A 23,663-nucleotide genomic window follows, 5' to 3' on the forward strand; every position below is an offset into this window, starting at 1 on the left:
ACTGAACGTCTAAATATTCAGCGGGCCGACCCGCTCATCGTTGCCAGGCCGACGTGCAGTTTCTATTGCTTAGCGGTGAACGAGAACTCTCGGAGCGAATTTCTGGAATGAAGCTTGCGTCATAGTTCCCTCTCAAGCACTAGGAAGTTCCGAGCAGCGCGGACTTTGCTGCCTCCACAGAATCGAGCGGATCGCCCCACTTGGCCATGAAATCGAGTTGATGCACTGCCGAACGAACGTGGTCAGGGCGGGCAATTAGCCGTGCGCTAGCGTATGCGCTTGTGGCGTCGTTTAGCGCGGCTCCAGACTCGAGGGCTTCGTGCAGAAGCAGTTCTGCGTGACTTGCTGCCGCCCAAAAATCTCGTGGGCTTTCTTTCATTGCATGGCGGGCGAGAAATTTCGAAACAATTAGGCTTTCTTTGAATACATGTTTGAGGTCATCGACGTGTGTATCGGTAAGTCTCATCTCTAAGCGAGTCGCCATCGTGAGATTGACGCCGGTGTAAAAGGAAGGCTCTCTTTCGAAACCTATCTGGTATTGCGTTCTCATGCTCTGAAAAAGAGCTTTCGCAGCTACGGGGCCGATCTCGGTGTGCTCGCGGGTGAGTTTTCGTTTGAGGAATCCCCCGTAAATGCCGAAAGTTTCTGAGTCGCAGCTGTGCGAATTTATGGCGATATGGATGTGATGCTCGGCCCGATCGAAGAGCTCGTCCGCGCGAACGGGGTCTCCTTCGTTCTCAGCCATCCTCCGGTAAGCCATGATCAGTTTTTGCAACCAAACACGATGTAGCGGAGCCTCAGCATCCTCTGGCTCCAATTCGAGCAATTCCGCTGCTTCGCTGTATGCCGTTTCGTCGATAAGAGCACTCGCGAGTTGGAGTCTTAGCCCCTTTCGAGTCTCGACTTTCAAATCGTTCGCGTCAGCAACCGCGGCCGCTGCCGACAACATTGGCTCAGTATCCGACGAGAGCAGGGCGGAGTTCACTATCTGACGAACTTCAAGTTCTCGCGCCAATGCCGGCGCAATCTCGCTCCTTTGTATGTGTGGACGCGGAACGTCGTCCAAATCGAACCATGTATATACCGGACTGTCTTGCGACGAGTTTAGGACTGCTTCGGAGGCCACCGGCAGTAAACGTCTTATGGCGAACTCGGCTTGCTCGTCGGTGAGCTCTACGTCACGCTCGAACGTTACGCTTCGAATAAAATTGACGTCGAATGGGGGAGAGCTGTGTGTCCCGGAGATTTGCGGATTCACGAGAACCGTGGAATGCGGAGCGAGTGCGTGGCGTACACCGAGTTCGTACGCGACGTTGAAATTTAGGGTTGAAAGGTCTGCAATTACGAGGTCGCTGTTCGCGAGGTTTTCGATCATGCCAATGTGAATGATCCCGCTGTCAATCTCGAGATCAGCTCTCGTCCAATTGAGATTCAGGGTTTCGAGAACTGGCTGGTAGACCCGATGAAAGATGGAGTCAAGGTCATATGTGATGCGTTGGGTCGGATCAAATTTCTCCCCGTATCCCATAGCTACGAAGGCCCGATTTTTAGACACCGTTGGGTTTAGGTCTATGAGAAGGCGTTGGTGTGCGGTCGCCTTTGCCGCAAAATCATCAGTGACACTAGGCTGCCCTTCATCAGGCGTCGGCCTGATTACTATCGTCCAGATCCGTTCGCCTGGCTTTGCCAGCGAGGCAGCGTGGTTCAAGAGCTCAGAATTATGTTGGCGATAGATATCCGTTTGCTTGGGGTCTGCAGTTCCCACGCTCACATAGACGTTAGAGCTACCCGTGATTCGGTCAAACCGCTGTTCCCAAGCGTTACCTGAAGGGGTGACGCTGTTGCTCCGAAACGTTTGAACGTCAAACGGTAGAGAGGCATTAAGCTCACAGCCCTCTGCGAGTGCAGCTTCAGCGATGAGAATGTCGCTTCCAGACGCGAGCGCACCTACAACCAATCGCGGTTTTAAAGCTTGGAACAATCCACGCACTCTGTTCTGAAGGCTTTTATGATTCTCTATCGGGAGCCGAGTCGTGGCATGCCCAGGCGCATCAGCCTGCACGCCTGCATAAACAATGATCACGGTAGTGTCCTCCGTTTGTCAGTCAAGGCCAGCGCGACTTCTCGGTCTCAGGACGGCCGAACTCGGGTTTTCGCTGCGATTGGGTCGGAACGTTTTGCGTAAGCCCGTTCAATCCAGAGTCCCGGGTCAGCTATGAACTTATCCCAAGAGGTCAGCACACAGTATCGGTCACTCTCAGAATGCGCACACTTATTGTTGGGAATGTAGTAGTTGTAGCTGAACTCTGAAACAACGGTGCTGTCGCCGATCGACACTGAATTGTGCGTCCCTCCACAAGCCGAGCAAGAATATTTTCCGCTATAAACATTGGATTCGAAGCCGGGCAGCACTATTCCTAGAATTCCGCTCTTGCTGTTTCCTGCACCGTCGTAGAGGGAGGCTTGAAGCTCGCGCTTGATGAATCGTTGCTCGTACGCTCCTAGACTTTCCGCGCTGTGCTGGCCTATAAGGAAGATCGTGACAGTGGAGCTGGAAAGGTAATCGGAACGGATTACCTGCATGATGTAGTCGTCGTCATTCGAGTTGACTGGTTGATTCAACGATCTGTCGATGTAATCGATATTTTCTAACGCTTGGATCGCATTTTTGTAGTCTGCGTCCTCCGTCTTGAAGGAAATATATACCTTATGTGCCATTTCAGATTCCTGCTCTTGGTGCGCTGGTTCGGTGCGAGTGCAAAACAGTTTTGATAGAACGGGGTATTTGCGGGTTTCAAACTTGCGATCAGGGAGTCAAACTTTCATGACTAAAGCTAACTTGTTGTACTGACATTAGGGGAAAGCCATGCAACAAGCGCTTGAACCCGAGGACGATACGCAGTTGATCGTCTGAATCCGTGAGGCCGGTGTCTGAGCTCGATCTAGTAGCCAACATCCTCATTCCGCTCGTGCGTCGATGATGGTTTTGGTATTTACGAAAGTGGAGCGAGCCATGTTGCTAGTAGCTTGTTGGAACGCATTGCTAGTGGGTCAACGTTCGGTAGGTCATCACGGATCTAAACTCATCTCTCAGATTCCCGTGCGGAGACTCATTCGAATGCACAACATTCCTCGCCGTGCAGTTTTGGGGAGAATCGGCAACGGTTGAATTGGGCAGGAACGCGCGCGTTCGGCATCAGCGTTGGATGGAGCAGATTCGCGTGCTTGCGGCTCTCCTAACCGCGTTGGGTACTCTCTGGCAGATGTTTGGTTCTGCGATACCTTTGCTAAACGCAACGCGCGACCGCCCATCGGCGCACAACGTTCTCGCCACTGAGGAATGTGAGACTGTACTAGCGCGAGTTCAATGGTGGAACCGTGTCGAACGACGGCGGCATCTAGAAGAGGTCAATCGCGAGTTGCTTTCGGTATTGACGAAATCTGAGTTAGAACTGTTTAGAGCTTATGAGAGATCAGCTCTTGGACGGGCCTTACTCTCCTGCGGAGCATTGACAGCGGTGTACGCGACTGGACGAGATTTTATTTCCAGTGTCTGACTCTATCTGCTATCAGATGGTCGAGAATTCTGGCCGAATTCAGTCGCGGAGTCGTCTAGGCAACGAGATCTAGCAGAGTCGTGGCTGGGACAGGTTTGCGCTGGGCTGTGGGCGCGCAACATAGTTTGAACCGATCGGTGGGCTACGCGGCGCGCGGCTCAGGATCCATGTCGATCTCTGACGAGAGCTCTCGCCGCCTAGAGGACTGTTTCTGTGGTGGTGATGCCCAGTATGACTGCGATGTCAATGGCGATTAATGACAGTACGAGTCCGAGGTGCCCTTGGGGGCCAAGACTCTGCCTGTTTCGGGGTTGCCCGCGCTAGAGGGCGGCCCAATTAGCTGAGCATGAGGCCCGTCATGAGTGCGGAGGTGATGCGGTGGCGGTGCTTCAGTAGCCATTGGACGCCCGAGACGAAGAGGTCCAAGCCGACACTGGCACCGACGATGAATGCGTCGAGGTAGACGAAGTTGCGGTCATTGACGGCTGCGAGCGTGGGCCGACACCCCGAGGACGAGCAGAAGGTAAGAGCCCGATGTTCGGGGCAGACCGCAGACCGCCAACGCTGCTGCGGGCGACACCACGATCAGCGCAGGTTCGACATCCCCGCGTCGTGGCAAGCTCGTGAGAGCAACGGTTACGTCGACGGTTAGAAAGCCGACGATGATTTCGAGGAAGGTTTAGCGCCCGCCAACCATGCGGGCTGGAACGATCAGGGATGCCGCAATGAGGCCGGGCCATAGGAAGTCGCGCGTTTCATTCCGGAACGGTATGGAAGATAGCCGGCGAACTTTCCGATTGGGTTTAGTGGTAATAGATGAGGCCCTGCTCGAATTCTAACTATGTAGTGATCCTCGTCTCGCCGGGTTGGGGTGGCGGCCATGTTTTCTTATGAGAGTGGTAGAAAGGCTGCAACGCTTTTCGTACAAGGCCAGCGCCACCCACTTGATCGTTAGTGTGATATATCTCAGCGAGTTCGTTCCACTGCTGAGGAGTAAGGGTATTCACGGTTGCAATGCGTGTGGCCGTAGCTCCAGCGTCGATATAGTTCTCTGCCGCGCGGAGAGCTGAAAGTAAGCCAGTGGCGATTTGATCTGAGAACTCTGGCATCCGGCTTACCCACTCCAAGATGCGTGCGGCGACGTCTCCATATCGCTCATCGGTAGCTTGCGGCCACTGAGTCCGCCCTATGAATCCGGCAGGATCATCCGGGTATCGGATTACGTAATTTGGAACGGCGCGACCGAGCGCCCAGCCGACTTCTTGCTGGCACCACGCACTAGTCAAAAACTCAGGGTGCGTGATCGCGACGAATGCCTGCATGGTTCGGAGCCCGTGTTCGATCTGATCCTGCCACGACTGTTCATACTCCATTGTGTCGTGCGCTACGAAAGCGTGGATCCCTGAAACCGCTAACTCGTTTGCAACCTCACCGATGAACTTCTTATGCAGGGCAGAATGTGACACGAATACCCGAACGTATCCCGGCTTCCAGAGCGTCGACTCCGCCGCATCGAGTTGTGCTTGCACATCGATTTTGTCAGCGCCGGAGATTATGGAGAACATCTCGATGAGGTCGACATCGGAAGCCTCTCGGACGCTATCGCCGAATGTGAATTCCTCGCGGTTGTCGCGCCAATCTAGAGGCGTATATCCGAATTCAGATAACAGTAGGTTCGTTCTTTCGAAGGTCCATTTGCTGTCCTCGCGTTCAATCTCGATCATTCGGCTTTTGAGATTAAAACGTTCGCGTCGAGTCAAAGGCATGATTTGAGCATATTGCAGCTTGAAACGGGAGGCTTGGGATCTGCCGCGACGGAAAAGGCGGAGGGCGCCGGAATCTAAGGCACTGAACATGCGTCTGTCGAAGTTGAAGGGAGAATAGCCACTGTCCAAATGTCAGATGCGGGCAGTCTATGGTTCAATTTTTGTGTCAGCGAAGGTGCTCGACTAGAAAGATTATCAGGCGCCGTGATATTCAACTCGCGAGGCACCTACTTTGGCGTTAGGTGCCGCTCGGTGGAGCGTGGGACTACGCGTCGTGCGGCTCAGGAACGGCGACGATCTCGGGCGAGAGCATCCGCCGCTTCGTGAGGGCTGCCTCTGCGGCGATGATGCCCAGCACGACCGCGGCACCGATGGCGATGAGAAGCAGCACGACTCCGAAGTCAGATTCGGGCGCTAGTACTTCGCCGGTCTCGGTTTGCCAGGGCCAGAGGGCGCGCAGCGAGCCGAGCATGAGGCCCGTCATGATGACGAGGGTGACGCGGCGGCGGTTCTTGAGGAGCCACTGGAGGCCCGAGACGAAGAGGCCGAGGCCGATGATGGCGCCGAGGGCGAAGGCGCCGAGGTAGCCGAAGTTGCGGTCGTTCACGGCTGCGAGAGTCGGCGCATACATGCCGAGGATCAGCAGCAGGTAGGAGCCCGAAACTCCGGGGAGTACGAGGGCGCACACCGCGAGGGCCGCAGCGAGCGAGACGATGATGAGGGTGGGATCCGCATCCCCGCCACGTGGCAAGCCCGTGAGCGCAACAGCGACACCGGCGGCCAGGAGGCCGATCAGAACCTCGGGGAACGTCCAACGCCCACCAACCATGCGGGCGGGCACGATGAGTGACGCGGCGATGAGTCCGGCAGAGACAGCGCGGGTGCCGGTGGGGTATTGCTCGATCAGGGGAGCGAGTAGCGCAGCGCCGATCACGATGGCGGCGAGCATCCCGATACCAATGGGCAGCACGACATTCCAGCGCACCGAACGGAAGTGGGCGCCAGCGCGAGAGAAACCGCGACCACGGATGCCGTCGGCGATCGTGAGCGCCACACCCCGGGCGAGGTGCCCGGCGCCATCGATGAGCGTGTCGTAGACGCCGACGAGGAGGCCGATGGTTCCGCCACTGACGCCGGGAACGATCTCAGCGAAGCCGATCAGCATGCCGCGAAAGGCATCACCGACAGTGCGGATGACGGGGTGAACTCGGGTCATCGCTTACTCGTTTTCTTCTCAGTGGCTAGTGGTGCGTGCCGTAGTTGTTGGGGAGCCAGCCCTGAGCTGAAACGCAGGGTGCGGCATCCGGAGCGGTGGATTTTTTCACCATCGTGCAGAGTAGTCGATTTAGTTGAGGTGGCGGTGGATATTGGTCCCGTCGCGGACCGATTCCCATGTTGCAGCCCGTAGCCTAGAGGGGTGACTACGGGCAACAATCGACTTCGCGCATTCCAGCAACGGATCAGTCGATCCCTCATCACTATGGCCGGGGGAGCCCTGCGCTCCAACAATGCGCCCACCCAACTCTTGTCGTTGCCGGGGAGCGAACATCAGCTGTCTCAGCGTCACGCGCGCTCGGTCATCGACCTCTGTTTGCGTGCGGGCGAAGCGATGCTCGCGACTGGAGCATCCGCCGCTGACGTTGTGGCGACCGTGCTGCGCATCAGCACCGCCTATGGGGTCACCGGGATGCACGTCGACATCACCTTCACGTCGCTCACCGTTTCGATACACCGTGGGATGAACGAAGACCCCATGTCGATCATGCGCATCGTGAAAGTGCGCACCATTGACTACACGCGGCTGCAGAACGTGTACTGGCTCATCGACGTGATCACCGGGCCCGACGGTCCAGGGGATGTGGATGAGACCCGCGAGCAGCTGGGCGCGATCCTCACCACACCGCATCCCTACCGACGCTGGGTCGTCACCGCCGGCAAGGGCATACTCGCGGCAGGTGTTGTTGTGATCTTCGGTGCCAGCTTTGTGCTGGTTCTTGTGGCTGCAATATCCGCCGCCCTCTCAGACATACTGACGCGTCGTCTTGAACGTTTGTCTGTCCCCGCTTTCTTCGCGCAGATGGCCGCTGCCGGCGTCATCAGCGTCATTGCGGTGTTCATGTTTTGGCTGCGGTCGATCGGGATCGATATTCCCGGATCGAACAGCCCGACCGTGATTGTGATCTCCGGAATCATCATGCTGCTTTCCGGTGTCGGCCTCACGTCGGCGGCGAGTGACGCGATCGGCGGCTACTACGTCACCGCCACGGCTCGCGGCATGGAAGTCATCATGATGACGCTCGGCCTGGCCGTTGGTATCTCGATCGTGCTCAGCATCTCGCTGCGCCTAGGAATCCCGGTGGCGATCGGTGACACGCTGGGGGACAGCCGCAGTGTCGTCTCGGGAATGGTCGGCTCGGCCATCATCGCCGTCGGCTTCGCCCTTGCTTCCTATGTTCGGATGCGGTTGCTGCCGATCATGGCAATGGGTGCCGCCCTCGTGTACGCCGTCTACTGGTTCGTGCTGCCCTTGGCGTCGTCGCCGGGCCTCGCGCCTGCCATTGCCGGAACAGCGGCCGGCGTCGTGAGCTACCTTCTCTACCGCTGGCTCAAAGTGCCAGAAGGCGCCACCAACATGGTCGGCATCATCGCGCTGTTGCCTGGTCTCGCGCTGTATCGCGGTATCTATGCGCTCATGGACTCCGAGTTCGGGGTCAGCGAGGCACTGCCCTCGATGGTCATGGCACTCGCGACCGGCCTCGGGCTGGCCGCGGGCACCACTATCGGCGGATTCGTCGCTCGCCGTACCTTCGGGTTCGACCGCGCGGCAATGGCGGCGTTGAAGCGGTCGCGGACGCCGCGGTAGCGGTGCCCTCGCCGTCGCGCGAATGGGCTTGTCCACAATTTCTTGACATTAGTGTCGACACTCGTTGACACTAATGAGATGACGAATTCGGTAGATGGCACGGCCTCTGTTCCGGCTGACGATTCATCCGGCACGGGCGACCTGCGCGCCCTTGCCAACGCTGCAAGGCTCGACATGCTTCGGCTGCTGCGAGACCGCGAGTGGACTATGGCCGAGCTCGCGACCGAATTAGGGCTTCACAAGGGCAGCATTAGTTACCACTTGCGCGTGCTCGAGCATGCCAGCATTGTGCGCCAGGTTGGTGAGCGCACGGTTCGGGGCGGACGACAGCAACTCTGGGGGATCACGGCACCGTCCATTGCCGGCGATCCTGATGGCAGCGAACCGGGTGCCCGACCCGCGGTGCTCCGGGCCTTGGCAACGCAGATGGAAGCAAGCCAGTCCCAGCGACTGTTCGTCTCGCAGGTGAGGTTGGATGCTGCTGGCAAAGAAGCCGCAGTCGCCCTGCTGGAGAGTGCACTGGCATCCATCCGGCAGCTGGAGGTCGACGGCGGAGATATTGTCTCGCTCGGCGCATTCACCTATTCGGTAGGCAGTCCGACGAGAAGCGAATAGTGTCCAGCGGGCAGAAGCAAGGGCGACCGTTCTGGGTCTTCTGGGGCGCCGTCACTGCGACCAACGTGGGCGACGGCATCCGTCTCGTCGCACTGCCCTTGCTGGCGACTCAAGTAACCGAGAACCCTACACTCATTGCGTTGGTGACCGTATTCACGTACGTGCCGGCGCTGCTCTTTGGGCAGGTTGCCGGAGTCTTCGTAGACCGGGTAAGGAAGCGACGGCTGATCGCGTTCTCTCAGGCGGGGCGCGCGGTCGTGTTGGCGGTCGTGGCGGTCGCGATAGCCCTTGAGGCGCTCGATATCCCGATGCTGTGCGCGGCCGCGTTCCTGTATGGGGTGGGGGAGGCGGTTTCGGATCCAGCATCACACGCGATCCTTCCCCGGTTGGTGGCTGCGGACAATCTGGGACGCGCGAACTCTGACCTGCAATCCGGCCAGATTGTCGGCGAGATGTTCGTCGGGCGGGCGCTGGGCGGGATTCTGTTCGCAGTGGCTCAACCACTGCCGATACTCGCGAACGTGCTGGTGCTGGCTGCCGCTTCCCTTGCGTTGGTGTCGCTGGGCGAAGTGGAGGGTGCGCCCGAAACTGCTGTGCCGCATCGAGTGCTTCGGCGAGGGCGCCTCCGGGATTTCTTCGAGGAGCTGGCCGAGGGGATTCGCGTAGTGATGCACTCTCGACTGCTTAGCGTCATGTCCTTACTCTTGGCGGTATGGGCAGGAGTGTCCGGAGCGTTTTGGGGAGTTGCCGCGATCTACGCGCTGCGCGACTTGCAATCTGGCGAGATCGGGTTCGGCATCATGCTGGCTCTGGCTGCAGTCGGCTCCTTAGCCGGTTCACGCATCGCGATTCAGGTCATTCGGGGACTAGGCGCGCCAGGCGCTGCAGCCATTTCCGTTTTCGTTAGCGGGGTCTCGATCATCGCCCTCACCTGGACACGTGACCTCTGGCTCGCATCGGTATTGCTTGCATTCAACGGTGCAGCCGTCACGGTGTGGAATGTGATGACCATCACCATCCGGCAGGCCACCGTCGAACCGCACATGCTAGGCCGTGTTAGCAGCACCTACCTAGTGCTGGCTCGTATCGCGCTTCCTGTGGGCGCTGGGCTCGCAGGGCTTTTGGCGACGGCTACCGATGCGCCGACTGTTTTTCTAGTGTTCGGCGGTGTCTTGTTGGTCATTTCGGCCCTGCTTCTGCCGATGCTGTGGAAGGCGTTTGCTGAATCATGGCCGCGAGGGCAGGCTTCGGCGAAGAAAATCGAAGACTACCCAAGCGCGTTCTCAACGCACGGATGAAGGTGCTTCGACTCGAGCGCGACTACCGCCTGCGAGGCTGCCGTAGCGAGTGCCCCATCCGTGTCGGCGCCCGACAATGTTGCGTGCAGAAAGCCTGCGAAGAATGCGTCACCGGCACCGTTTGTGTCGCGGATTTCGGCAGGTACGGCATCCACTCGGTGGAGTCCATCGGCGTCGAGCGCCATAGCTCCCTCGGCACCTAGCGTGCACACGACCACCGTTGCACCCGCGTTCACCCGATCGCGCATGAAAGGCAGCGGGTCCGGCATCCCATCGGCGTTCATGAAGAGGTGCGACGCTGCCTGAACGAACGGTTCGTGAAAATCTGACCGGCCGTCGTAATCGTGGAGATCAGTCCAGATAGGGATACCCGATGCCACAGCCTCGGGGAGAAGCGCGCGAGAGGTCTCCGATAGGTCCATAACAAGCGCCTCCGCACCTTCGGCCAGCGCGCGAAACTGCGCGACATCCGGCTCGATGAAAGCGGGGGTCGACAGGTAGAGCGACACTCGCTCACCGGCCCGCGTCATCAGATTCAGATGGCGTTCACTGGCGCCGGGAACGGTGGCGCACAGCAGCTCAATCCCCGCCGATTCCAACACCGCGCGTAGCCGGATAGACGCCGCATCATCACCCGCCGCAGTAAGGCAACTGACCCTTCGGCCCAACCCGGCTAGGTGCAGAGCCTTACCGGCGGAGGTGCCGCCGACAGTCTCGAAATCTTCTAGCGCGAACTGCATGTGCGGGCGAGGTTCGGGCAAGTGATTGAGATAGACGATGCTGTTCCACGACACGGGGCCAGAAATGAGGATGCGGTTCGGCATGGTCACACAGTACTGGCGCGAGCAGTGTTAGGTCGTGTGGCAGGTGATCGCGCACCAGTAGCAGCCGTTGACTTTCGGGTACTGGCTCTTCGCGGCAGTCACGGCCTCACTGCACGAGGCGAACTCGCCGAGATCGGTGCGATTCTCGACGCTAGGCAGGCAGCCCCGAGTCGAAGCTAAATCATGAACTTCGTGGTCGCCGGAGTTGGGCTGGGCTTTTTTATTTACGGTGAAGTAAGGCATGAGCTCCTCTTTTCCGCTGCACGTCATTGTGTGAGGAACAGAATACCGACCTATTCGGAGAGCAGCCAGATGTTTATGGTACCGTTCGGTACAGAACGAGAGTTTGTTTCCGGGTCGCCCTCGCGACCCGTCCCCACAATAGGAAGGATCCCCACAATGGATCTCAACAACCGTCGCGGAATCATCACCGGAGCTGGCCAAGGAATTGGTCAGGCTATCGCCCTCGAATTCGCTGCCAAGGGTGCACACCTGCTGCTCGTTGGCCGCAAGGAAGCCACACTGCAGGAGACTGCCGACCTCGTAAAGAACGCCGGTGGAACCTCCGAAATTCTGGTTCAAGACCTCGGGCAAGCGGATGGCGCGCAGAACGTTGCTGACGCCGTGAAGTCGTGGGATACCGTCGACCTTCTCGTGAACAACGCCGGAAACGTGCGTGCCGGACGACTCGAAGAGTCCACCGCAGCAGAAGCCACCGCGATGATCGACCTCAACCTCACCGCACCGGTGCTGCTTACGCAGGCACTGTTGCCGCAGCTGCGCACCAGCGGTGCAGCCAACGGAAGCCTCATCCTGAACATCTCGAGCGAGATCGCCCTTGTCGCGATGCCGTTCTACGCCGTCTATGCGGCCACCAAGTCTGGTCTGGCCGCGTTCGGTGAAGCGATGCGTCGCGAACTCCACGGCACTGGCGTGCACGTGGCCACGGTTTACCCCGGCGCCACCGACACCGAGATGATGAGCAGCCAGAACGCTGACTGGGAGCGCCGCCCCGTTTCTGACGTCGTCGCTCAGGTCATGACCGGACTTGCCTCAGACGAGCACGAGATCAACGCATCGGCACCCGACGGCCGCGGAATGCAGGAACTCAACGCATCCAACCCCCTCGCCGTCGATGCCGCCATGGCACCAGGGCTTGCCGACATGGAAGCGGCAGTAAAGGACCACAACAGCATCTAGTGCTGCTCGACTGATCAGGCTCGCGAGACTCCCAGAGCCCGCAAGACGCGCCCGATCAGCACAGCTCGTTCCACAGGCCGCCAGATTTCTGGCGGCCTGTGGAATATCCGGAGCCCTATTCGGCTTGTTCTCTTGGTAACCAACCGTCCCCGTACGACGTCGCGTCAGTAACTTCGCGTCACACAACGGCGACGGCCCTGAACTCGCAATAACCTCGAAAGGTGAACGCTGTGGAAACCCTGACTGTGCTTCTTAGCCTCGTGGCTCTCGCCACTGTGCTTGGCCTAGTTTGGCGTGCTCGTACCGGCCGCATTAAGCACACTCGAACCGACGCCTCGACCGCCGCATCCGAAGAGAATCGCATTTCGATTCCCGGTGCCGCCCCGTTCGGCAGTCGCGTCACGCTGGTTCAGTTCTCCACCGCAGCCTGTGCAATCTGCCCTACTGTCCACACTCAGCTGAGCGGCCTTGCCAGCGAGTTCGATGACGGAACCGGCGTCGTTGTTCACGTCAATGTGGATGTCACCTCGCGTCCCGAGATCGCCAACCAGTTCAACCTGTTGCAGTCTCCGACCACGTTCATCCTTGATGGCAACGGTGTGCTGCAGGCCCGCATCGGCGGAGCCCCCAAGATCAACGACGTCCGTGCCGAACTGGACCGGATGCTCGCCCCCGCGTTGGTCTAACCACCAGTTTTCGCACCCGTCCACCCCGAGACAGCGCCCGCACCCCGCGCATCACAGATAGCGACTCCCATGACTTCGAATGACACCCACGCCGCCGGAACGACGCAACTCTCCGACTCCAAAGCAGCTCTTGCAGCCAAGCCGGGCCAGGCCGGAATCGACCCGCGCGGTCCCCGCTTCGGCGCCGGCATCACCGCCGTTCTGCTGCTCACCGTGATCGGCCTCGGATTGGATGCCGCAGCAGCGCTCCCGGCCACCCTTGCCGAGCGCGCCAGCCAGCCGGCCTTCATTCTCCTGAGCCTCATCACGGCTCTGTTCGCGTGGGGCGCTTTCGCTGGCATCCAGCGTCACCCGTATGGACTCTTCTTCAAGGCCGCGATCCGTCCGCGCCTCAGCGCGCCCAGCCACCTCGAAGACCCACGCCCGCCTACGTTCTCGCAGGGTGTTGGCCTCTTCGTCACCGTAATCGGGATTGTGCTGCACCTCGCGGCTGTGCCCTACGCTCTCGTAATTTTCGCGGGGCTCGCATTCATCGCCGCGTTCCTCAACTCAGTCTTCGACTACTGCCTTGGATGCCAGCTCTACGTGCTGCTCGTGCGTGCCGGGCTGGTTGGCCGCGGTCGCTCCGCAGCGTAATTAGGGGAGCGCGAGCATCCGCCCCGCACGCCGTCCTTCCCAGTGAGAATGCCGTGACCTGGGCCGCAACTCTTCCGCCGTCTGAGGCACACGATTATCGTGGCATTACAGTGGGCGGCTACCGATCACGATGGTTGCCCGATTCCTCAACGCGAGCGAAAAGGACGAAACCATGTCTGATCTCAACAGCCCAGCAGCCGCCGAAAACGGTTTAGGCCCCGACGCCCACAACATCCAAGACTGGACAGATCTTGGCAAAGAAATGTGGTCCTATCTCACCGGTCGCAGTGCTGTCATCGACTACAACTTCATCGACATGACCGTCGAAGTTCCCCGCGATGTTGGCCAAGATGCGCCCCGCGCGACCTGGAAACTCAACGGAACCCTGCGGGTGACCACCAGCGAGGGATCCGGCTCCGAACCGACCGCCCCGTAACGATGAGTACCTCAACGAGGTTCGACATCGATCTGGCGTTCTCGCTCATCGAACCAATACTTGACGATGCGGATGCCGCGTCACCGGGCAGCGGGGAGTCAGCAGCATCACCGCTCGAGACAGAAAAAATGACGGGCACGATCAACGCCAACGGCATGGATATCGCCGTATTTTCGAGCAAGCCGGAGCTGTTCTTGCAGGCGCGAACGGTGAAGCTCAAAGACGTGCGCAGCGTGGCCAAAGTCTTGGCGGACCGCGGGCTTACCGTCGCGCTCTCAGGGCCGCTCGGTCTCATCGCTCGTGTCGGGGCGATCAGGCCTTCCGTCGCGCAACGAGTGCTCACTGGCTCTCCGCACATTTCGCTGGGGAGTCGCGCTGCTCTTGCTCCGCTGCTGCGGCGCCGTGATGCGGGCGCGGCGACGGCATCCGAAATGCAGTTTCCGCCAAGCACGCTGCTGCCGCTGGTGCCGACCTTCGATCGGTTTGTTCGCAAACAGATCACCACGACGCACTACACGGCGGGTGCGGGGCGACCTCGACTGTTCTTTGTCGTCGGCTCCGAAAACTGGAACGGCCAAATGCCGCGCGAGTTCGAGTTGCGATCAGAAGTCACCACTATTGGATCGTCTTCTGCCGCGGACCTGCAGCTTCCCGGCCTCGAGCCAATCCACGCCGAAATCCGCCACGATGACGACGATGAGTACGTGCTCCACGCCATCGGTGCCGTCGGTGGCGGATCGCGCCCGCTCACAGGGCAGGATCCCGGCGCACGCACGCTCAGAACGGGCGCGCGAATGGAAATGGGCGAGTGGCGTCTCGGGTTCTTCCGCGAAGAATACGCTGACCACGGTCGGCCGTTTGGCGGCCGCATCGGAGGCGAAATGGGTCATCAGAAACCGCAACCCGGGCGGCACCGAAATGCATCGGCACCCGCACCGGCCGCACCGCCGGAAGGGCCGGAAGTTCCGGAGACGCCCTAAACCCCGACCGTTGGACTATTGCGTGGGCTGCTCGGCGATCAGCAGCCTGCGCAGTGCCGAACGGGTCGCGATCGAGACACCGAGCAGGTCGAAGACCTCGTGGGTTCGCGTGGCAGTCCCGTGAACAATGGGGAGTTTGTCGCGCATCCATTCGTCCACCTCAGCGGGTGAGCGGATCTCCTCTGGTTCGGCGCCGGGAGCAAGCTGCTCGACGGCGGCCATCGCGTGCACGGAGGTTGCATAGTCGGCGGCGACGGCGGCGGGATCAACCCCAGCGTTGCCGAGGAGTAGAGCGCTGATCATGCCGGTGCGATCGCGACCGGCGCTGCAATGCACGAGCGTTCCGGGGGTGGCAGCGGCGATTGCTTCGAGCGCGCCCCGCACTAGTTGGGGTTGCAACCGCCAGTTGTGTTGCCAGTATTCGGGGGAGTCGAGAATGGGGGCGCAGGTCTCCCAGAACTCGGGATCGTTCTGATCTTCAGTGGGGGAGTTGACGATCATGATGCCATCGAGCACCGCCTCTGAAATCACGTGATCGCCCTCACCGGGGCCAACCTCGTGCTCGCAGCGGAGATCAACAACTGATGCCAAACCCCAGGCCCGCGCATCATCCCATCCGGCCGCGGTCAACCGCTCTCGGCGCGGTCCGCGGGCGATTCGACCCGCTGCTGTTACGCCGCTGCGTGACAACGCCGTGGGAAAGCCGCCCAAATCTCGAGCATTGATATAGCCATCCCACGCAAGTGTTGTCATTTCCTCAGCATAGGGAACGGCCGCAGCGCAGGCCATAGTCGCGCCACGGATCACGGCGAATTCGGATATTCGCGCGCCTCGGCAGAAAGCTGACAGTGAGGCGCAGCTCTGCAGCGTAGCGAAACAATCGGCCGTTACCCGGGATCGGTGATTATGCTCGCGACGTGTCAACGACATCCGTTGCTAACCCCGAACCCACGAAGGAGCGCACCATGTCAGTGCTCGACGAAGTCCTCTCCGCCAACGCCACCTATGCCGAAAACTTTGGCGACAAATCCGAACTCGCTTTGCCACCCGCTCGTGGCTTCGCGATCCTCACCTGCATGGATGCGCGCCTAGACCCTGCACAATACGCCGGGTTGACCGAGGGCGACGCGCACGTCATCCGCAATGCGGGAGGACGCGCATCCGACGACGCCATCCGGTCACTCGTGATTTCGTACAAACTCCTCGGCACGAAGGAGTGGTTCGTGATTCACCACACCAACTGCGGGATGCAGTTCTTCACCGATGACGTAATGCGGGGGCTTCTGGCCAACAGCCTTGAGGCCGCTGCTCTGGGCGATGCCGGATTCGAAGACGTGGGCACCGGTCCCGGCTCGGCCGAAGCCAAATATATTGACTGGCTCACCATCGCGGACCAGGCCGAGAGCGTTCTCGAAGACGTCACCCGAATCAAAGCTCACCCTCTGGTGCCGAGCGGCATTCCGGTCTATGGCTACATTTACGATGTCTCCACGGGACAGCTCGTCGAAGTACCGGAGGCAACAGCTGCTGGTGCTGCAGCCTAGAGCGGCCCAGACCCGCGCGGTGTCGGCGACGGTCGTCGACACGTAGGCTCAACCCATGGCTATCTCCCGCTTCGAAGAGCTCGACTTTCAAGAGACCCCGATGGGGGAACTCAACCTGCGACGCCGACGTGAGCCAACACTCGATGTTGACGTGTATGAGGTCAAGCTCGGTGAGGAATACCTCATGTCGAGCCTCTTCACTGTGGCCGAAATCGCGCTTTCCGATCTTGGGCTTGCGGCGGCTAACGGAGACGCATTGCGCGTCGTCAATGGAGGACTCGGTCTCGGCTACACGGCCGTCGCGGCTCTGGCCGACTCGCGAGTGGCGTCACTCGAAGTGATCGATGCTCTACCGGCCGTGATCGATTGGCACAATCGTGGCCTGCTCCCGGTATCCGCAGAACTTACCAGCGACAGCCGCACCACGCTCACGCACGCCGATTTCTTCGCCGTGATGCGCGCCGAGCCGACCGAGCCCTACGACGTGATCCTTCTGGATGTCGACCACTCACCCCGTCACCAACTCGACCCCAGCCACGCTGACCTCTATACCGTTGCGGGTCTTCGTCGCGTGCGCGCTCATCTCACTGACGGCGGAGTCTTTGCTCTGTGGTCGGATGACCCGAGTGACGATGAATTCATGGAGCGCCTCGGCCAGGTGTTCGAGAACCCGATCGCGCATGCGGTCGACTTTGACAATGCGCTCACCGGTGGGGTCTCATCCAACACCGTGTACGTCGCGACGAAACGCGCCTAGTTAAAGCCCGGTCGTAGGAGCGAGTTCTTCTATCCACTCGGCGATCGGGTCGTCGTTCGCGTGGAGTGCTGCGTGCTCGCTCGCTGAGAGCGGAGGGAACGGCGGCGCGATCACATCCGAATCCCCTTCACACGGTGGTTCAACCGTCACAGCGGGAAGTTGCGGGGTGTTCTTAGAGCGAGCGTTAGCTTTTTTACACATTCGGGATCCTCGGGTCGTGCGTCGTTAACAGAGAGGTGCGCACAACCAGGGGGTTGCGCGCACCTCGTTCAGTTCATCGTTCTCTGGGGGGAGGGCTGATGAACTGCTTCAGCTAGCTCTGCAAACTATTGGTGTTAGACCCGACCACCGGTGAGCTTGCGAGCGAGGAAGACGATGACGGCGATGACAGCCAGCACAATTCCGACCCAGAGGAGGAAGTTGAGCGACTGCACGAGTCCGCCGGTGAGGAGCAGGGCAACGGCGATAATTGCGACGATGATGAGAAGGGTGTTCATGATGTGCCTTTCGGGAAGAACTAGTGGGGGAGACTGCAGGGAACGGTAGCGGCTATTCCGAAACCGCGTCTTTCACGTTTTCGCCGGCCTTCTTCAGGTCGGCCTTCGCTTGGTCGGCACGGCCTTCGGCTTCGAGCTTTTCGTTATCGGTGACCTTGCCGGCCGCCTCTTTTGCCTTGCCGGTGAAGTCTTCGGCGGCGTTCTCGACCTTGTCTGATGCGCTCATGAGAGTTCCTATTCGTGTGGGGGAGTGGGGGTTGGCGTGGCGTGCCTGCCAGCGCTGGCGTAGAGCGGCAGGCACGCCACAGGCTGAGAATATTCTGGGCAGTACCTGCATGACTTCACCCTTAGGGGTGAAGTTTCCCCACGGTCAGGCAGCGACACTTATCGTTGACACATGAAAGCTCTGCATGTTGCCCTCGTCAACGATTACGAGGTGGTAGCCCGTGGTGTCGTCGGGATGCTGCGGTCGTACACCAACCGCATCCGTGTCGTAGAGCTCGACCTCAATAAACAGGTGGATGAGCGCGTTGACATCGCCCTGTACGACACCTTTGCGGGCACTCAAGGTGACCGAGCCGTAGTGCATCAGCTTGCCGCGAATTCTTCGATCGGCGCGGTCGTTGTGTACTCGTGGAACTTAGACCCGGCACACATCGCGGCGGTGCTGCGCAATGGTGCCGACGGCTACGTGTCGAAGGGCTTGCCCGCATCCAAACTTGTGGCGGCTCTTGAAGCTATCCACGTGGGCAGTGAACGCGTGCATCTTGGCGGCCCCAACATTCCCACTGTCCAAGCGGGAGACTGGCCCGGCCGCGAGGAAGGCCTCACCGAGCGCGAAGCAGAAGTGCTTGCCCTCATCACCCAGGGTCTCTCGAATTTGGAGATCGCCGAACGCACCCACCTTTCGATCAACTCGATCAAAACCTACATTCGCAGCTGCTACCGCGCCATCGGCGTGACGAGCCGCACCACTGCGGTGCTGTGGGGGATCGAGCACGGCTTCCGGCCCGATCGCGTCAGGATCGAGCATCCGGAACCATCTCCAGGCACAGCTGAGATCACGGTGAACGCGTGAAACGCCTTCGACTCGACGACATTAGGCTGCAGCCGGTGAAAAATACGCTGCAGCCTGTCAAAAAAACGGCGGGACGGATGCGGTCCGATATCACCCGAACCCGCATGCTGCAGGCCGCGAAAACCGGCCTTGCCGTCGCAATCGCGTGGACGATCGCGCCCTACCTACCGGGCGTGGCCGACAACTACCCCTACTACGCCCCTCTTGGCGCGATCGTTGCGATGTATCCCACGCTCATGGGGTCGATGAGGAACGCGGCGCAAACTCTGGGAAGCCTTGCCGTCGCGATCGTACTTGCGGGCGCCGTGATTATTTTCAGCTCGCCGAGCGTGCTCACGATGTCCCTCGCCGTCGGTGCCGGGGCGCTCGTCGCGGCCACGGGCTGGTTCGGCGCTAATCGCGAATACATCCCTGTCACAGTACTTTTCGTGCTCATCATTGGCGGGCCGGATGCCGACGACTACTCGCTCGGCTACCTCGAGCAGGCGACTCTCGGTATCGTCGTTGGGCTGCTCGTCAACCTTTTGATCTTTCCCGCGCTCACCCACAACGCGGTTGATCAGCAGCTCTCGAACTTTCGCGCGGTGCTCTCTGACCATCTCTCCGAGATCGCTGAGGCCCTCGCCGAGAGCTGGCCGCCGGAACGCGACGGCTGGGCGTCCGGCAAAGATTCCCTTCTCGCCGTATCTGGCGAGGTGCGCGAAGCTGTGCTCCTCGCCGACGAAAGTCGCAAAGCAAACCCGCGCGCCCGCCGCTACCGCCGCGACGTGAAAGCGGATTATGAAGATCTCGCGGCGCTTGAAAACGTGACCTTCCATGTGCGCGACATCACGGATGTGCTCACCGGCGCCGTCTGGGGCACGCCAATCAAGGTGCAGCTGCGGCCCGAATTGCGACCAGCGTTGAGCGCATCGCTGGCCGCTCTCGCAACAGCCCTACGCGACTGGGATTCGGTGGAAGAACGGGAAGAGGCACACGCTCTCGCCGCCGATGCTCTTGCCGCCTTGACGGCTGAACTGGATGCCCGCAAAGCCGACGCAAACGCGACGACAATGGGCGCCTCCGCGGCAATATCCATGGACATTGCCCGCATCCTCGCGGCTCTGAACGCGCGGCTGGAACACGCCGAGCACGAACAGCAGAAACAGCAAGCCGAGCAAGCTGAGTCTGAGACGGCGGCAGAGGTGGTGGAGCCGAGCGAGCCGAGCTAGCCGAGCTAACTCAGCATGCGGCAGTCAGCACTCGGCCCTGTCCCTGCGTCTGGCTACTTCGATTCGACCTGCGGCATCCGAATCCGCAATCCGCCCGCTTTGATGCGCGTCTTGAAAGCGATAGCCCTGCCGAAGCCATCGCCGTCGAGCTCGATCTCTTCGGCCGTGCTCAGACGAACCGTCAATTGCTTCGCCTTCACATAGCTCAGCGCTCGCACGTCCCTGGTGGTGAGGCGATTCCCACCCCTGATGCGGCGAAGCACTCCGTTCTCCCACAGCACTTTCACCAGAATTTGAACCCACCCGATGATGCCCTGAGGGCGCATCACCGCGACGTCAAAGAATCCGTTGTCGGGGGCAGCATCCGGAAGCAACAGAACGTTAGCCGTCAGTGAACCGCAATTTCCCACGATGACGGTGTGGGCGCGTGCAGACCGTGAACGCCGAGAGTCGAGACGATAGTCCAAGCGCAGTTCGCTGCTGTCGGTGAGGGCTTTCGCGATCGCACTCACATAGGCGAGCCAGCCGATTCTTTTCTTGAGATCATCGTCGGTGTTAGCCAACATCTTGGCATCGAGCCCCAGGCCGGCCATGACGACAAATGCGTGCTTCGAAACCTTCTCGTTCTCATCGCGGATGTCAATGAGCCCGATGTCGACTGCTCGATCGACCCCGGTGAAGGCGGTTCGAACCGCACCCTCAATGTCGTCGAGGGGAAGGCCCAGATTGCGCGCAAAGAGATTACCGGTGCCCGAGGGCATGAGAGCCAGAGCGGCGTCGCTGTCGTGAACGGCTTCCGCGGCAGCACGCACAGTGCCATCGCCGCCCGCAACGATCACGACATCGGCGCCAGCATCCAGAGCCTCTTTCGTTGCACCGACACCAGGATCTTCTTTGCTGGTGGCGTGGAACGTGGTCGGCGCCCAGCCCGTCTCGCTTTCGAGAGTTGCGACCGCTGCCTTAATGGCATCCAGATCAACCTTGATGGGGTTGTAGACCACGGCGGCGGAGTGCGGCGACGATGCACCTCTAGTGGACTTCGCGGTCATCGGTTTCCCTCTATCGTGTCGGGCTGCACCGCGGGGCGCAGGTGTGGCTAGGTGGTCGTCGGACAGTGTGGCTGCTGCCGTTGTGTGCCGGCCGGAGTCGACAGTGAGATGACTCTAGTCGCTTGCGGGCGAGGGAGTTCTGCGAAGGTAGGCAACCCGCCGAACAAAGTTTTAGCATTGCGTCATGGTGAACACGCATCCCGAAGTTGAAGCGGACGAACGCGCCCATCGCGTCCGTCGTCTGTGGCCGCTCATCAGTGGTCTCGCCTCCCTCGGGCTCGTAATCGCCCTGGGAGCACTCATCGTGCTGCGAGACAAGGGGATGCCCCTCGGCATCGACGAGTGGTGGATGGCCGTGCTTGCCGATTATCGAAACCCGGTCTGGCAGTCGCTATCGCTCATGATGAACTTTCTCGGCGCGGGGATCGTGGCGAGTTTCATCGTGCCCGGCGTGATCATCATTGCTCTGCTGCTCATCAAACGCCCGTGGGCTGCCCTGTATTTCACCATCGCGACGGTGCTCACCGGCGGTTCAGTTCAGCTGCTCAAGCATCTTTTTGCACGAACGCGCCCCGACACGATCCTCGTGACGGTGGACTTTGGTTCGTTCCCCTCTGGGCACGTCGGTAATGCCGCCGTGATGGCACTCGTTCTCGCGATCCTTTTCCCACGGGTATGGGTGTGGATCGCGGGAACGATCTACACGGTGCTCATGATGTTGAGTCGTACCTACCTAGGAGCCCACTGGCTCACCGATACGGTCGGTGCCCTCCTGCTCGGGGTGGGGGTCGCTATCGTGGTGGCCGCACCGCTTGCGGCAAAGATCGATGGTGAGCGCCGAATCCATAAAGGGAAGCGGCGTGGGCCAGAAAATAATGCCGCTGGCACCAGCGCTGGCACCAGCGCTGGTGCTGGTACCGGGGCGTAAATACGCGAACATCGTGCACGCTCAATGCTCGCGAGGCGAGCGCGATCTACAAGCGAGCGAACCGAGCGCGAACGAAGCAATAGAGTCCGTAGGCGATGAGTCCGATCGCGATGACGATCAGCAACACCACGCCGAACGGCAACTCAGTGAGACTCGTCAGTGCGCCATCCAAGCCCGAGGACTTGCTGGGGTCGTGCGTAATAGCCGCGACCACCACAAGCACTCCCGCGATGGCGATAGCGATTCCCTTAGCGATGTACCCAGAGATACCGAGCCCAATGACTGCTTTGCGGAGAGGCTCACGAGGAAGCGAGATGTCTTCGGTGAACTTCTTTGTTGCGCCCTTGTAGACGAAATACGCCCCGACACCCACGACGGCCACTCCCGCCACCATAAGCACAACAAGGCCAACGGGGTTGGCCATCAGGTCAGCGCTGAGACTGCTCGTGCTGCTGGAGGAATCGCTAGAGCCGCCCAGTGCAAAAGGAATCGCCGTTGAACCCAGAGCGAAGTAGGTGAGCCCCTTAGCGGCTTCCGCACCGCGTCGTGCCCACTGGCGTTTGGAATCGCCTCCCTTCATCAAGAAGGCCGAAATGAGCAGCCAGAGGCCGAGCGCAAACATGCCAATCACAACGGACCACAAGAGAAAGACGCCGCCCGGACTGGATGCCAGCTGGCGGAAGGCGCCCGACTGATCCGCATCCGTGCTCCCGCCACCCGTCGCGATGCCAATGGCCAAAGCGCCGATCAAGATATGAACAAGACCATTGACGGCAAAACCAAGTCGTGCAAGAACACGAAGAGCCGTGCTGTTGTGTGCGCCGCGGGCTGCGCCAGTCGCTGAAACATCATTCATGACGGACAGTGTATGCGAAGCACCTCTCGGGTTACTATCTCCTATCCCCACGACACACTCGGAAGCCGGAGCATGAACGATCCCGCATCATCTATGAACAATTCCCGTCGAGCACGACTGCATTCCAGACTCTTTAGCGAAGAGCGACTCGTGACCACTTCGACGAAGAAGCGACTGTATGTCGTCGCCGGCATTTTGGTGACAACAGGGGCTGCAGCCCTCGGCTTTCTCTGGTGGGCAGTGTTGCAGCCCACCGTGCTTGAGCCCATGGATACCGCGATCCAGGCATGGCTCGCGTCGAACCAATCAGAGAGCCTGACTCTCCTGATGATCATCTTCACCGAGATATTTGGGCCAATCGCGCTGCCGATTATCGTGCTGGCGGTGACGCTCACGTGGGGCATCCGCGCTGAGCATTCCTGGCGACCATTCTTGCTCGCTGCCGGCACGCTTACCGGCGTCGTCATTGTGCAGATCATTACTCGAGTGGTGCAGCGCGACCGCCCGCCACTTGACCTCATGCTCTACGGCCACGACATGACGTTCTCGTTTCCCTCGGGGCATGTTTTGGGCGTTGCAGACTTCTTTCTGATCCTCACGTTCCTTGTGTTTTCGCGCCGCCATGCACCGTGGATCGCCGCTCTTTCATACGTTACGGCCGTTATCTTTGTCATCGGAACAGCGGTCAGTCGCCTCTATCTCGGCTACCACTGGACGAGTGATGTGCTTGCCTCGATGGCGTTGTCTCTCGTGATCGTGGGCACTGTGATTGTCGTCGATACTTATCGCACGGCTCGCGTTCCGGGCGCCCTCGAAACGGCGTCGCGCTAGCAGTACATACTCGTGCAGGAGCATCCCAGCAGCCAACGGCAGGATGGGTAT

At 60.0% G+C, this 23,663-nt stretch carries 27 protein-coding genes; 14 read left to right on the forward strand and 13 right to left on the reverse strand.

Going from position 1 to position 23,663, the window contains the following annotated elements; genetic code table 11:
• Positions 1-139 precede the first annotated feature (139 nt).
• The 5 genes from I6E81_RS00210 to I6E81_RS00230 form a co-directional block, all read right to left on the reverse strand.
• Positions 140-2,083, reverse strand: a complete 1,944-nt coding sequence (locus I6E81_RS00210) for a tetratricopeptide repeat-containing protein (RefSeq protein ID WP_197105431.1) — start codon at positions 2,081-2,083, stop codon at positions 140-142.
• A 47-nt stretch (positions 2,084-2,130) separates the two neighbouring features.
• Positions 2,131-2,718, reverse strand: coding sequence for a TIR domain-containing protein (locus tag I6E81_RS00215; RefSeq protein ID WP_197105432.1), 588 nt, complete (start codon positions 2,716-2,718; stop codon positions 2,131-2,133).
• A 1,175-nt stretch (positions 2,719-3,893) separates the two neighbouring features.
• On the reverse strand, positions 3,894-4,004 hold the full coding sequence (locus tag I6E81_RS14655) for a hypothetical protein (RefSeq protein ID WP_368855404.1): 111 nt from the start codon (positions 4,002-4,004) through the stop codon (positions 3,894-3,896).
• A 392-nt stretch (positions 4,005-4,396) separates the two neighbouring features.
• Positions 4,397-5,281 (reverse strand): toll/interleukin-1 receptor domain-containing protein, encoded by an 885-nt coding sequence (locus tag I6E81_RS00225; protein ID WP_197105433.1) that lies wholly within the window; start codon positions 5,279-5,281, stop codon positions 4,397-4,399.
• A gap of 307 nt (positions 5,282-5,588) precedes the next feature.
• Positions 5,589-6,539, reverse strand: coding sequence for a DUF368 domain-containing protein (locus I6E81_RS00230; RefSeq protein WP_197105434.1), 951 nt, complete (start codon positions 6,537-6,539; stop codon positions 5,589-5,591).
• Between the two features lie 201 nt (positions 6,540-6,740).
• Between I6E81_RS00230 and I6E81_RS00235 the strand changes: the two genes are divergently transcribed.
• From I6E81_RS00235 to I6E81_RS00245, 3 genes are all read left to right on the forward strand, one after another.
• The gene (locus I6E81_RS00235; RefSeq protein ID WP_307784063.1) at positions 6,741-8,186 is read left to right on the forward strand and encodes a threonine/serine exporter family protein; all 1,446 of its coding nucleotides are present in this window, start codon (positions 6,741-6,743) and stop codon (positions 8,184-8,186) included.
• Between the two features lie 78 nt (positions 8,187-8,264).
• A complete protein-coding gene (locus I6E81_RS00240; RefSeq protein WP_197105435.1) occupies positions 8,265-8,801 on the forward strand; it encodes a winged helix-turn-helix domain-containing protein in 537 nt (178 codons plus the stop codon).
• Positions 8,801-10,099 (forward strand): MFS transporter, encoded by a 1,299-nt coding sequence (locus I6E81_RS00245; protein WP_197105436.1) that lies wholly within the window; start codon positions 8,801-8,803, stop codon positions 10,097-10,099. The genes I6E81_RS00240 and I6E81_RS00245 overlap by 1 nt, the downstream gene beginning before the upstream one ends.
• Here the strand turns inward: I6E81_RS00245 and I6E81_RS00250 are convergent.
• Both I6E81_RS00250 and I6E81_RS00255 read right to left on the reverse strand, forming a co-directional pair.
• Positions 10,069-10,923: a carbohydrate kinase family protein gene (locus tag I6E81_RS00250; RefSeq protein ID WP_197105437.1), complete on the reverse strand. Its 855-nt coding sequence runs from the start codon at positions 10,921-10,923 to the stop codon at positions 10,069-10,071. The genes I6E81_RS00245 and I6E81_RS00250 overlap by 31 nt on opposite strands.
• Before the next feature lie 27 nt (positions 10,924-10,950).
• Positions 10,951-11,166, reverse strand: a complete 216-nt coding sequence (locus tag I6E81_RS00255) for a hypothetical protein (protein WP_197105438.1) — start codon at positions 11,164-11,166, stop codon at positions 10,951-10,953.
• Positions 11,167-11,322: 156 nt separating this feature from the next.
• Between I6E81_RS00255 and I6E81_RS00260 the strand changes: the two genes are divergently transcribed.
• The 5 genes from I6E81_RS00260 (at position 11,323) to I6E81_RS00280 (ending at position 14,861) form a co-directional block, all read left to right on the forward strand.
• Positions 11,323-12,123 (forward strand): SDR family oxidoreductase, encoded by an 801-nt coding sequence (locus I6E81_RS00260; RefSeq protein WP_197105439.1) that lies wholly within the window; start codon positions 11,323-11,325, stop codon positions 12,121-12,123.
• Between the two features lie 230 nt (positions 12,124-12,353).
• Positions 12,354-12,809 carry a thioredoxin domain-containing protein gene (locus I6E81_RS00265; protein WP_197105440.1) on the forward strand — a complete coding sequence of 152 codons (456 nt, stop codon included), beginning with the start codon at positions 12,354-12,356 and terminating at the stop codon, positions 12,807-12,809.
• A 69-nt stretch (positions 12,810-12,878) separates the two neighbouring features.
• Positions 12,879-13,445, forward strand: a complete 567-nt coding sequence (locus tag I6E81_RS00270; protein ID WP_231603824.1) for a DUF4395 domain-containing protein — start codon at positions 12,879-12,881, stop codon at positions 13,443-13,445.
• A 172-nt stretch (positions 13,446-13,617) separates the two neighbouring features.
• Positions 13,618-13,881 (forward strand): hypothetical protein, encoded by a 264-nt coding sequence (locus tag I6E81_RS00275; RefSeq protein ID WP_197105441.1) that lies wholly within the window; start codon positions 13,618-13,620, stop codon positions 13,879-13,881.
• 2 nt (positions 13,882-13,883) lie between these two features.
• Positions 13,884-14,861, forward strand: a complete 978-nt coding sequence (locus I6E81_RS00280) for a hypothetical protein (protein ID WP_231603825.1) — start codon at positions 13,884-13,886, stop codon at positions 14,859-14,861.
• 15 nt (positions 14,862-14,876) lie between these two features.
• Here the strand turns inward: I6E81_RS00280 and I6E81_RS00285 are convergent, their stop codons facing one another.
• A complete protein-coding gene (locus tag I6E81_RS00285) occupies positions 14,877-15,614 on the reverse strand; it encodes a tyrosine-protein phosphatase (RefSeq protein ID WP_197105442.1) in 738 nt (245 codons plus the stop codon).
• Between the two features lie 164 nt (positions 15,615-15,778).
• On the opposite strand from I6E81_RS00285, the gene I6E81_RS00290 reads away from it, so the two are divergent.
• Positions 15,779-16,405 carry a carbonic anhydrase gene (locus I6E81_RS00290; protein ID WP_307784064.1) on the forward strand — a complete coding sequence of 209 codons (627 nt, stop codon included), beginning with the start codon at positions 15,779-15,781 and terminating at the stop codon, positions 16,403-16,405.
• 55 nt (positions 16,406-16,460) lie between these two features.
• Positions 16,461-17,162 carry a spermidine synthase gene (locus I6E81_RS00295; protein WP_197105443.1) on the forward strand — a complete coding sequence of 234 codons (702 nt, stop codon included), beginning with the start codon at positions 16,461-16,463 and terminating at the stop codon, positions 17,160-17,162.
• On the opposite strand, the gene I6E81_RS00300 is transcribed toward I6E81_RS00295, so the two are convergent.
• The 3 genes from I6E81_RS00300 to I6E81_RS00310 form a co-directional block, all read right to left on the reverse strand.
• Positions 17,163-17,363 carry a hypothetical protein gene (locus I6E81_RS00300; RefSeq protein WP_197105444.1) on the reverse strand — a complete coding sequence of 67 codons (201 nt, stop codon included), beginning with the start codon at positions 17,361-17,363 and terminating at the stop codon, positions 17,163-17,165. It abuts the gene before it with no gap.
• 134 nt (positions 17,364-17,497) lie between these two features.
• Positions 17,498-17,659, reverse strand: a complete 162-nt coding sequence (locus I6E81_RS00305; RefSeq protein ID WP_197105445.1) for a hypothetical protein — start codon at positions 17,657-17,659, stop codon at positions 17,498-17,500.
• 52 nt (positions 17,660-17,711) lie between these two features.
• On the reverse strand, positions 17,712-17,885 hold the full coding sequence (locus I6E81_RS00310) for a CsbD family protein (RefSeq protein ID WP_197105446.1): 174 nt from the start codon (positions 17,883-17,885) through the stop codon (positions 17,712-17,714).
• Between the two features lie 171 nt (positions 17,886-18,056).
• Between I6E81_RS00310 and I6E81_RS00315 the strand changes: the two genes are divergently transcribed.
• Both I6E81_RS00315 and I6E81_RS00320 read left to right on the forward strand, forming a co-directional pair.
• Complete coding sequence (locus tag I6E81_RS00315) at positions 18,057-18,737, forward strand: response regulator transcription factor (RefSeq protein WP_197105447.1); 681 nt, start codon at positions 18,057-18,059, stop codon at positions 18,735-18,737.
• 77 nt (positions 18,738-18,814) lie between these two features.
• Entirely contained in the window at positions 18,815-19,948 is a 1,134-nt protein-coding gene (locus I6E81_RS00320; RefSeq protein WP_197105448.1) for an aromatic acid exporter family protein, read from the forward strand.
• Between the two features lie 53 nt (positions 19,949-20,001).
• Here I6E81_RS00320 and I6E81_RS00325 read toward each other — a convergent pair whose 3' ends face one another.
• Positions 20,002-20,997, reverse strand: a complete 996-nt coding sequence (locus tag I6E81_RS00325; RefSeq protein WP_197105449.1) for a diacylglycerol kinase family protein — start codon at positions 20,995-20,997, stop codon at positions 20,002-20,004.
• Between the two features lie 184 nt (positions 20,998-21,181).
• On the opposite strand from I6E81_RS00325, the gene I6E81_RS00330 reads away from it, so the two are divergent.
• Positions 21,182-21,925 carry a phosphatase PAP2 family protein gene (locus I6E81_RS00330; RefSeq protein WP_197105450.1) on the forward strand — a complete coding sequence of 248 codons (744 nt, stop codon included), beginning with the start codon at positions 21,182-21,184 and terminating at the stop codon, positions 21,923-21,925.
• A gap of 46 nt (positions 21,926-21,971) precedes the next feature.
• On the opposite strand, the gene I6E81_RS00335 is transcribed toward I6E81_RS00330, so the two are convergent.
• Entirely contained in the window at positions 21,972-22,781 is an 810-nt protein-coding gene (locus I6E81_RS00335; protein WP_197105451.1) for a DUF1206 domain-containing protein, read from the reverse strand.
• Positions 22,782-22,931: 150 nt separating this feature from the next.
• Between I6E81_RS00335 and I6E81_RS00340 the strand changes: the two genes are divergently transcribed.
• Positions 22,932-23,612: a phosphatase PAP2 family protein gene (locus I6E81_RS00340; RefSeq protein WP_307784065.1), complete on the forward strand. Its 681-nt coding sequence runs from the start codon at positions 22,932-22,934 to the stop codon at positions 23,610-23,612.
• The last annotated feature ends 51 nt before the right edge of the window (positions 23,613-23,663 follow it).

Origin of the sequence: Salinibacterium sp. NG22 (assembly GCF_015864925.1) — a bacterium.
Taxonomy (GTDB): domain Bacteria; phylum Actinomycetota; class Actinomycetes; order Actinomycetales; family Microbacteriaceae; genus Rhodoglobus.

Bases quoted from the DNA above. Each gene is read 5' to 3' on its own strand.
- I6E81_RS00215 (WP_197105432.1), bottom strand. From the start codon at position 2,718: ATGGCACATAAGGTATATATTTCCTTCAAGACGGAGGACGCAGACTAC.
- I6E81_RS00225 (WP_197105433.1), bottom strand. From the start codon at position 5,281: ATGATCGAGATTGAACGCGAGGACAGCAAATGGACCTTCGAAAGAACG.
- I6E81_RS00230 (WP_197105434.1), bottom strand. From the start codon at position 6,539: ATGACCCGAGTTCACCCCGTCATCCGCACTGTCGGTGATGCCTTTCGC.
- I6E81_RS00240 (WP_197105435.1), top strand. From the start codon at position 8,265: ATGACGAATTCGGTAGATGGCACGGCCTCTGTTCCGGCTGACGATTCA.
- I6E81_RS00250 (WP_197105437.1), bottom strand. From the start codon at position 10,923: ATGCCGAACCGCATCCTCATTTCTGGCCCCGTGTCGTGGAACAGCATC.
- I6E81_RS00255 (WP_197105438.1), bottom strand. From the start codon at position 11,166: ATGCCTTACTTCACCGTAAATAAAAAAGCCCAGCCCAACTCCGGCGAC.
- I6E81_RS00260 (WP_197105439.1), top strand. From the start codon at position 11,323: ATGGATCTCAACAACCGTCGCGGAATCATCACCGGAGCTGGCCAAGGA.
- I6E81_RS00270 (WP_231603824.1), top strand. From the start codon at position 12,879: ATGACTTCGAATGACACCCACGCCGCCGGAACGACGCAACTCTCCGAC.
- I6E81_RS00275 (WP_197105441.1), top strand. From the start codon at position 13,618: ATGTCTGATCTCAACAGCCCAGCAGCCGCCGAAAACGGTTTAGGCCCC.
- I6E81_RS00280 (WP_231603825.1), top strand. From the start codon at position 13,884: ATGAGTACCTCAACGAGGTTCGACATCGATCTGGCGTTCTCGCTCATC.
- I6E81_RS00285 (WP_197105442.1), bottom strand. From the start codon at position 15,614: ATGACAACACTTGCGTGGGATGGCTATATCAATGCTCGAGATTTGGGC.
- I6E81_RS00295 (WP_197105443.1), top strand. From the start codon at position 16,461: ATGGCTATCTCCCGCTTCGAAGAGCTCGACTTTCAAGAGACCCCGATG.
- I6E81_RS00300 (WP_197105444.1), bottom strand. From the start codon at position 17,363: ATGTGTAAAAAAGCTAACGCTCGCTCTAAGAACACCCCGCAACTTCCC.
- I6E81_RS00305 (WP_197105445.1), bottom strand. From the start codon at position 17,659: ATGAACACCCTTCTCATCATCGTCGCAATTATCGCCGTTGCCCTGCTC.
- I6E81_RS00310 (WP_197105446.1), bottom strand. From the start codon at position 17,885: ATGAGCGCATCAGACAAGGTCGAGAACGCCGCCGAAGACTTCACCGGC.
- I6E81_RS00315 (WP_197105447.1), top strand. From the start codon at position 18,057: ATGAAAGCTCTGCATGTTGCCCTCGTCAACGATTACGAGGTGGTAGCC.
- I6E81_RS00320 (WP_197105448.1), top strand. From the start codon at position 18,815: ATGCGGTCCGATATCACCCGAACCCGCATGCTGCAGGCCGCGAAAACC.
- I6E81_RS00325 (WP_197105449.1), bottom strand. From the start codon at position 20,997: ATGACCGCGAAGTCCACTAGAGGTGCATCGTCGCCGCACTCCGCCGCC.
- I6E81_RS00330 (WP_197105450.1), top strand. From the start codon at position 21,182: ATGGTGAACACGCATCCCGAAGTTGAAGCGGACGAACGCGCCCATCGC.
- I6E81_RS00335 (WP_197105451.1), bottom strand. From the start codon at position 22,781: ATGAATGATGTTTCAGCGACTGGCGCAGCCCGCGGCGCACACAACAGC.